At 31.0% G+C, this 7,406-nt stretch carries 7 protein-coding genes and 1 pseudogene; 4 read left to right on the forward strand and 4 right to left on the reverse strand.

Going from position 1 to position 7,406, the window contains the following annotated elements:
* Positions 1 to 56: 56 nt before the first annotated feature.
* The 3 genes from HMPREF2852_RS06105 to dsdA are packed head-to-tail and all read right to left on the reverse strand — an operon-like array spanning position 57 to position 3,860.
* Complete coding sequence (locus HMPREF2852_RS06105) at positions 57 to 1,166, reverse strand: alanine racemase (RefSeq protein ID WP_070606656.1); 1,110 nt, start codon at positions 1,164 to 1,166, stop codon at positions 57 to 59.
* 12 nt (positions 1,167 to 1,178) lie between these two features.
* Positions 1,179 to 2,528: a GntP family permease gene (locus HMPREF2852_RS06110; RefSeq protein ID WP_070606658.1), complete on the reverse strand. Its 1,350-nt coding sequence runs from the start codon at positions 2,526 to 2,528 to the stop codon at positions 1,179 to 1,181.
* A 12-nt stretch (positions 2,529 to 2,540) separates the two neighbouring features.
* A complete protein-coding gene (gene dsdA, locus HMPREF2852_RS06115) occupies positions 2,541 to 3,860 on the reverse strand; it encodes a D-serine ammonia-lyase (protein WP_070606662.1) in 1,320 nt (439 codons plus the stop codon).
* Positions 3,861 to 3,994: 134 nt separating this feature from the next.
* Here dsdA and HMPREF2852_RS06120 point away from each other — a divergent pair, with 134 nt between their 5' ends.
* Positions 3,995 to 4,564: a helix-turn-helix domain-containing protein gene (locus HMPREF2852_RS06120; protein WP_070606666.1), complete on the forward strand. Its 570-nt coding sequence runs from the start codon at positions 3,995 to 3,997 to the stop codon at positions 4,562 to 4,564.
* Between the two features lie 45 nt (positions 4,565 to 4,609).
* On the opposite strand, the gene HMPREF2852_RS06125 is transcribed toward HMPREF2852_RS06120, so the two are convergent.
* Entirely contained in the window at positions 4,610 to 5,974 is a 1,365-nt protein-coding gene (locus tag HMPREF2852_RS06125) for a DUF438 domain-containing protein (protein ID WP_070606669.1), read from the reverse strand.
* Between the two features lie 177 nt (positions 5,975 to 6,151).
* Here HMPREF2852_RS06125 and HMPREF2852_RS09610 point away from each other — a divergent pair, with 177 nt between their 5' ends.
* From HMPREF2852_RS09610 to HMPREF2852_RS06130, 3 genes and pseudogenes are all read left to right on the forward strand, one after another.
* Entirely contained in the window at positions 6,152 to 6,415 is a 264-nt protein-coding gene (locus HMPREF2852_RS09610) for a transposase (RefSeq protein ID WP_083306972.1), read from the forward strand.
* Positions 6,399 to 6,449: pseudogene (locus HMPREF2852_RS10285) on the forward strand (hypothetical protein); the annotation flags it as partial. The gene HMPREF2852_RS09610 and the pseudogene HMPREF2852_RS10285, both read left to right, overlap by 17 nt.
* 63 nt (positions 6,450 to 6,512) lie before the next feature.
* On the forward strand, positions 6,513 to 7,406 hold an 894-nt coding region (locus tag HMPREF2852_RS06130; protein ID WP_148130555.1), incomplete at its 3' end, for a transposase.

Genomic DNA, 7,406 nt, shown 5'->3' on the forward strand with positions numbered 1-7,406 from the left:
TTTCATCTACTTTGTCTACAGTCTGAGATGAGGAAATTAATCCTCATCTTTTTATTTTATATTTTTTGCTTTTGGGAGTTTCCTCTTATGTCAACTTCTATTATTTTTTCAAGCTCATCATTTCTGTAGCCGTAAAAATAATTTGTTAGGTTTGCTGTTGAGCATGAGTGGTTTGGAATTATTTGGATTCTTTGTCCAACTTTTAATCCCTTTTTATCATCTTGAACTTTTCCTACTTCTTCTGATAGGGATTCTATCAAACAATTTTCATGTCCAACTATTACTCCATGACCTTTTATCGAATCATTTCCGTGTGCTCCCTTATCAAGTCCAAGGCATTTTGCTCCTGCATCTACCATAAAGGTATTTTCTCTTGGATTTGATGTGACTGATGCCAAAACTCTTAGGGCACAGTCTTTTTCTTTTGCGATACCCAAAGACATTTGGATTGCATCCAAAAATACATAATTTCCTGGATGAAATACATTTATTGTATCATCTTTTACATCCTTTAAATATGTTGGAGTTGATCCTGAAGTAACATATTTTATTTCGTAACCCGCATCTTTCAAAACTTTTTTCGCATAAGCCAAAGTTTCGATTTCATCTTGTACAAATTTGTCCACTTCTTCTGGAAGAGATGCTGAGTAAACATGACCTGGGTGGGATGAAATTCCTACAAAATTTAAGTTTTCAAATTCTTTCATTTTTTCGGCAAATTCTAGAATATTTTCTTTTTCTATTCCAAATCTGTTTAAACCACAATTTACAATTATAGTATAGTTGATTTTTGTATTTTTTTGATGAGCTTTTTCGTTTATTAGTTTTCCTGTTTCTAGATTATCAATTCTTACTATAAAATTGGTTTTTTTGGATAAATTTATTATTCTTTCTATTGCAATTTCGTCTGAAACTGGATATGCGTACATAATATTTTCAAATCCAGCATCCATCGATTTTTCGCACTCATCTAATGTTCCACATAAAACTCCGCTCGCCTTGTTTTCTTTTTGCATTTTTAAAATTTCGCTAGATTTGTGTGTTTTAATCATTGGCCATATTTCTTTATTATTTTCTATCGCCAAATTGTGAAATTTTTTTATATTATTTTCTAAAGCATCAAGATTTAAAATTATTGATGGTGTTTTTAATTCAGTTAATTTCATTTTTTCTCCTTATTAAAGAAGTATTAATTTTAAAACAAAAACTACTACCAAACCTGTTAGAGCTTGAAGAACTGATGCTATTGAGAATGATTTATATCCAAGACCTGTATCGATTTCTAATGTTGAAGTTGCTACCCAGAAGAAATCATCGTTTGCGTGGAAAATCATTGATCCACCTGATGCACAAGCAAGCATTGCAATAACTAGTCCCATTGGACTTGAAATACCCAAAACTCCTAAAAGTGGTGCAAGCATACTTGCTGCTGTAACCATGGCAACTGTTCCTGAACCGATTGCTGTTCTAAATATTGCTCCAATTATAAATGGTGCAAGGATTCCTATATCTATTCCTGAGAAAAAGTTTATTAAAATATCTTGTAATTGTGATGCTCTTAATATTCCACCAAAAGCTCCACCTGCTCCTACTATCAAAACTATTTGTCCAGCTGTTTTTAAAGCTTCTCCAAATCCGCCGTCAAATGTATGAATTTCTTTATCATCTCTATTTAAATTTTTATAAGAAATTAGTGCTATGATCATTCCTATTAACAAAGCAATCATTGGTTCTCCAATAAAGCTTATTATATTTAATAAAGTATTTGCACTTTGTGCATCTTTTGTCATCATATCCGCAAAAGTTTTTACTAGCATCAAGACAATTGGCAAAACTATTGGTGCAAATGACATAAATACTGATGGTAATTTTTGGTCTTTTTCAATTTCCATTTCATGTTTTGGTTGAACATAGTATTTTTTTCCTATGAATTCTCCATAAAAATGTGCAACTAACATTACTGGTATTGACACTAATGCACCAAAAGCTATTACGTATCCTAAATCCGCTCCAACAATTCCTGCAACTGCAAGTGGACCTGGTGTTGGTGGAACAAACATATGTGTTGCATGAAGTCCCATTGTTAATGAAACTGCTATTGATGTCATAGAAATTTTTGTATCTTTACTAATTCTTTTTGCAATTGGAGCAAGAAGAACAACTGCTGCATCACAAAATACTGGAATTGATACAAAATATCCTGTTATAGCAAGTCCCAAGGCAGCATGTTTTTCTCCTGTTATTTTTAAAATTGTTTGAGCCATAGTTTCTACAGCTCCACTTTTTTCAAGTAAATATCCTGTAACTGTTCCAATGGCAATAACAATTCCAATTCCTGCTATAGTAGAACCCATGCTTTCTTGGAAAGCTGTTAGCATATCAGAAAGTGGCATTCCAGAAATTATTCCAAAAGAAAACCCTGCTGCTAATAGAGCAAAAAATGGATGCAATTTTAATTTTACTGTAGCAAATATCAATATAAATAATGATAAAAATAAAGCTACGACTGTTAAGGTTGATGTGTTCATTTTATCCTCCAATTATAAATAAGTTTTTAAATATTTTTCCATTATTTCATCTGGAACTAGTTTTCCACCTGTTGCCCAAGCAAAATGATTTATATTTTCTTTAATATCAAGCAAATTATTTTCTTCCAAATATTTTCTACTTTCTTCGTACTCAAATAATTTTATTGGTCCTTCAAAAGCAGAGCAAGCTGAAGGTTCAATTTTTATTCCTTCGCTATTATTTAAATCTCTCATATAATCAAATAATTTGTTATCATTCATTGTAAAAATTCCAGAAATTATAGGCTCCATTACCTTTCCAACAAAACCGGATGGTCTTCCAACAGCAAGTCCGTCTGCTTCTGTTTTTCCATCAATTCCAAAATCTTGTACGCAAATATCTCCATTTAATCCTGTAGCCATTCCAATCAACATAGATGGGGCATGAGTTGGTTCAATGTAGAAAATGTGGCAAGAATCTCCAAAAACTTTTTTTAGTCCAAAAGAAACTCCACCTGGTGATCCACCAACTCCACAAGGAAGATAGAAAAATGCTGGATGGTCTTTATCAACCTTTATTCCTTGATCTTCTATTTGTTTTTTAATTCTATTTGCAGCAACTGCATAACCTAAAAATAGGGTAGAAGAATTTTCATCATCAACAAAATAAGAATTTGGATCTTCGTCAGATTTTTTTCTACCAAGCTCAACTGCCTTTGTAAAATCTCCATCATATTCTACAACCTCAGCGCCCTTTGATCTTAACAAATCTTTTTTCCATTGTTTGGCATCATTTGACATATGAACAATAACTTTAAAACCTAAAGTTGCTGAACTAATTCCAATAGACAAACCTAGATTTCCAGTAGATCCAACTTGGATTGTATGTTTTGATAAAAATTCCCTAAACTTATCACTAGCTAAAATTCTATAATCATCATCTTCTTTTAGCATTCCAGCTTCCATTGCAAGTTTTTCAGCATGGTATAAAACCTCATAAATTCCTCCTCTTGCCTTAATAGAGCCAGCAACAGCCAAGTGAGAATCCATTTTTAAATATAAATTTCCTTCCAAAGAAGTTTTTTCCTTTAAAACTTTTTCCATATTAGGAATTTTTTTAAGAGGAGATTCAATAATTCCATTTGTAGCTTTCGTATCGTCAAAATATTCCATCAATAAAGGAGCAAATCTTTTTAATCTGTCCTCAGCATCTTTTATATCGTTTTCATCAAAAGGAAAATTTTTCCAAACTTCTTCGCCAGTTTTTTTCTTTTTATTAATCCAAACTGTTTCCTTTTTTTCTGCCACTTCTTTTAATACCGGTTCTCTTTCAACAAATTTCGTGATGTCCATTTTTACCTCCTAATTAAATTATATTAAACTTTATTTAATTTAATTTAATTCTATCACAGAAGAAAACATTGTCAAGCTTTTATAAAAAATAAAATCAATGGTATAATAATAAAGCAAACAAAAATATAGAAAGGGTGATTAAAATAGATAAGCTAGGATCAAATATAAAAAAATTTAGAAGTATAAAAAAATTATCACTCAAAGAACTAGCAAAAGATATTGACGTATCTCCATCTATGCTTAGTCAAATCGAAAGTGGGAAGGCAAATCCTTCTTTAAATACATTAAAATTAATTTCAAAAAATTTAGACGTTCCAATGTTTACTTTATTTGAAGAAGAAAACAAAGAAGCTGCTATGATTGTAAAAAAAGAAAATAGAATAAGAATTACAAGCGGCAGAGCAAATTCAGAAGAATACCAACTAAGCTACGATCTTTTAAGTCCGGATATGAAAGGCGATGTGCAACTTTGTGAGATGAAACTTTCAGGTTTTCAATATAATTCAGATGATTTTAATATACATAAAGGAGAAGAAGTTGCAGTTTGCTCACTTGGAAAAATAGAATTGATGTTAGAAACAGGCACATACCTACTTCAAAACGGAGATTCAGTAAGAATCCCAAGCGGAACAAAACACAGATGGAAAAACCCAGGAAAAGAAGATTGCGCAATAATATTCGCCATAAGCCCACCAATTTTTTAAATTAAAAAAGACCTTTAATCTATGTAAAGATTAAAAGTCTTTTTTTTATTTCTTCTTAGCCTTATCCCAAATATCAAGATAGGATTTGTAGAAAGAAAGATCTTGGACAGTTTCCAAAACTCCTAAATAATTTCCGTTCTTATCCCTAACTGCATAGTAGGTCACAGCGTGGTCATTGCCCTTTATGTTTTTTATGATTTGAAATTTATCCTTGCTACCTTTTTTAAATTCACCGATAAGCTTTCTTACAATTGGCTCAACTTGGGGTGGGTGACATGAATAAACTTCTCTTCCCAAAGATGTCTTAGCCCTTTTAAAAATTTTTTCACCCTTTATATTATTATAATAAGCATTTATATCATTTTTATCTACAAAAGTTATCTCAATTTCTAAAGTATCAAGAAGGGCCTCAAGCTCATCAACTTTCATCTTTCCCTTAGAAAAATTAATATATCCATCCATAGAATCTTTCTCATTATTTGTATTTTCTCCATCATCCCAAATTTCTTTTTTGATTATATCATCAGGATAATCCTTCAAATCCTCATAAAGTCCCAAAAAATCTTCATTTGAAATCACATCTTCCATCAAAGGATACAAGATATTTTCTTCCTTATAAGTCATCTCCCTTGCTCTTTCAAATACTTTTTTGACATCATCAAAATCAGATTTTTTGAAAGCTTTTTTGAAATTTTTAGAAATTCCTATATCCACGCCCCACATAATTTCAGATGGACCTGGCTTTTTATAATTTTCCTTTAACAAAGGATAAATCAAATCCCCCTTTTTCCTATAATGTGAAGTGATCTTATTAGAAATATCTTTAATTTTTTCCAAATCTTGACTGTTTTCTCCTAAATCGATAAGTTCTTTAATTTTTTCATTTTCCAAAAAGAAAAACCTAAGAGGATGACCAGAAATATTAATTAATTTCAAATCCTTTCCTCCTTCACTTTCCGTTTTCCCATGAAAAAGTGAGGAATGTACATCACAAAGCCTTTGAACATCAGCCCTATCAACTCCCCCTTCAAGAAGAGCTTCCTCAGCATCCATAATTTCAGAAGATGAAACATTTTCGAAATTTTTTACAAAATCTTCTCTAACACTTTCAAGATCTTCCCCTTCTGACAATCTTTTTACATAAGATTTAATGAGTTCTCTTCTATTTTTAACCTCTAGATCATCATAAGAATTAATAATTTCATATCCCAAATCTTCTAACTTTTTGTCAACATTGTCAATTCCAACCATCTTTGCCCCGCGTCTAATAGACATTTTTTTGCCCATAGTTTTAAGCATAAGAGGATTGGAAAGATTTTTAAAACCAAGACCTATAAGATCTTCTTTCAATTTATCATCACGATTAACTAAATCATAAATCGCCTTATTAATATCAATTTTTTTAGCCATAATATCCTCCAATATTATTATACTCTTCAATTGATAATGTCTATTATTTAAATAAAAAAAGCAAGAAGTATCTTGCTTCAGACTGTAGACAAAGTAGATGAAAAACGCAATTTCATCTACTTTGTCTATATAATAAACGCTTAAATCAAGCCATCTATTGGTATAAATATACTAAAGATGGAGGAAGTTATTCTACATAAAAACGAAAATAATAATACTGAACAAGTCCAAATGGTATCAGTAGAACAACTAGTTCCAAAAAATCACATATTAAGAAAAATAGATAAACACATAGACTTCAACTTCATATACGACCTAGTAGTATTAATAAAACTTGTAATCCTACAATACTTCTTCAACATAAACAGCATGAGGCAAACAATAAGAGAAGTAGAAGTAAACATAGCCTCGTCGGTTCTTAGGACTGGACTTCTACGATAAAGTTCCACACTTTTCAACTTTCGGTAAAAACTATGAAAGAAGATTTAAAAATACAGACATATTCAATCAAATATTCGAAAATATCCTAGACCAAGCAATGAATTATGGATTCGTAGACACAAAAATACAATTTGTAGACTCAACCCATGTAAAAGCTCACGCCAACAGACATAAAAATCAGAAAGTAAAAATAAAGAACAAAGTAAAATCATATCAAAGAAAACTAGAAAAAGAAGTAAACAAAGACAGAAACAACAATGGTAAAGATGACTTCGATTACCCAGAAGGTGAAACACTAGTAGAAAAAGAAATCACCCAATCAACAACAGACCCAGAAAGTGGACTATTTCATAAAGTAAACCATAAAGAAGTATATGCCTACTCAATCCAAACATCATGTGACAAAAATGGATGGAGCTTAGGATACAAAGCCTATCCAGGAAACCTACATGACTCAACAACTTTCCCATCATTCTTCAAAGAAAATTTAGAAAAATATAAGCCAGAAAAAATAGTAATGGATGCAGGATATAAGATACCAGCAATAGCAAAAGAGCTAATAGAAAAATGGATAATGCCAGTCTTACCATATATAAAACCAAAAGGAAGAAGAAACGATAAAGAATCTTTCTATCCAAAACAATACAAATATGACGAAATAAACGACTGTTATATATGTCCAGAAAACAAAATATTACTATACTCAACAACAAACCAAGAAGGATACAGAATATATCAAAGCAAGAAAAGTTTATGTGAAAACTGCCCAAGTCTAATTAAATGTACAAAAAGTAAAAGCAAGGTAAAGGTAATAATTAGACATATCTGGCAAGAATACATAGACTATTGTGAAAGATATAGACTAACTAAAGCAGGAAAAGCTGAATACAAGCAAAGAAAAGAAACAATAGAAAGACAGTTCACAAGTGCAAAACAATATCATAGCTTTAGATATACTAACATGATAGGAAAAGCAAAAATGAGTATGAAA

This window comes from Anaerococcus sp. HMSC065G05 (genome assembly GCF_001812365.1).
GTDB classification, from domain to species: domain Bacteria; phylum Bacillota; class Clostridia; order Tissierellales; family Peptoniphilaceae; genus Anaerococcus; species Anaerococcus vaginalis.

Excerpts from the sequence above, each read along its gene's own strand:
- HMPREF2852_RS09610 (WP_083306972.1), top strand. The coding sequence starts at position 6,152 with ATGGAGGAAGTTATTCTACATAAAAACGAAAATAATAATACTGAACAA.
- dsdA (WP_070606662.1), bottom strand. The coding sequence starts at position 3,860 with ATGGACATCACGAAATTTGTTGAAAGAGAACCGGTATTAAAAGAAGTG.
- HMPREF2852_RS06125 (WP_070606669.1), bottom strand. The coding sequence starts at position 5,974 with ATGGCTAAAAAAATTGATATTAATAAGGCGATTTATGATTTAGTTAAT.
- HMPREF2852_RS06105 (WP_070606656.1), bottom strand. The coding sequence starts at position 1,166 with ATGAAATTAACTGAATTAAAAACACCATCAATAATTTTAAATCTTGAT.
- HMPREF2852_RS06110 (WP_070606658.1), bottom strand. The coding sequence starts at position 2,528 with ATGAACACATCAACCTTAACAGTCGTAGCTTTATTTTTATCATTATTT.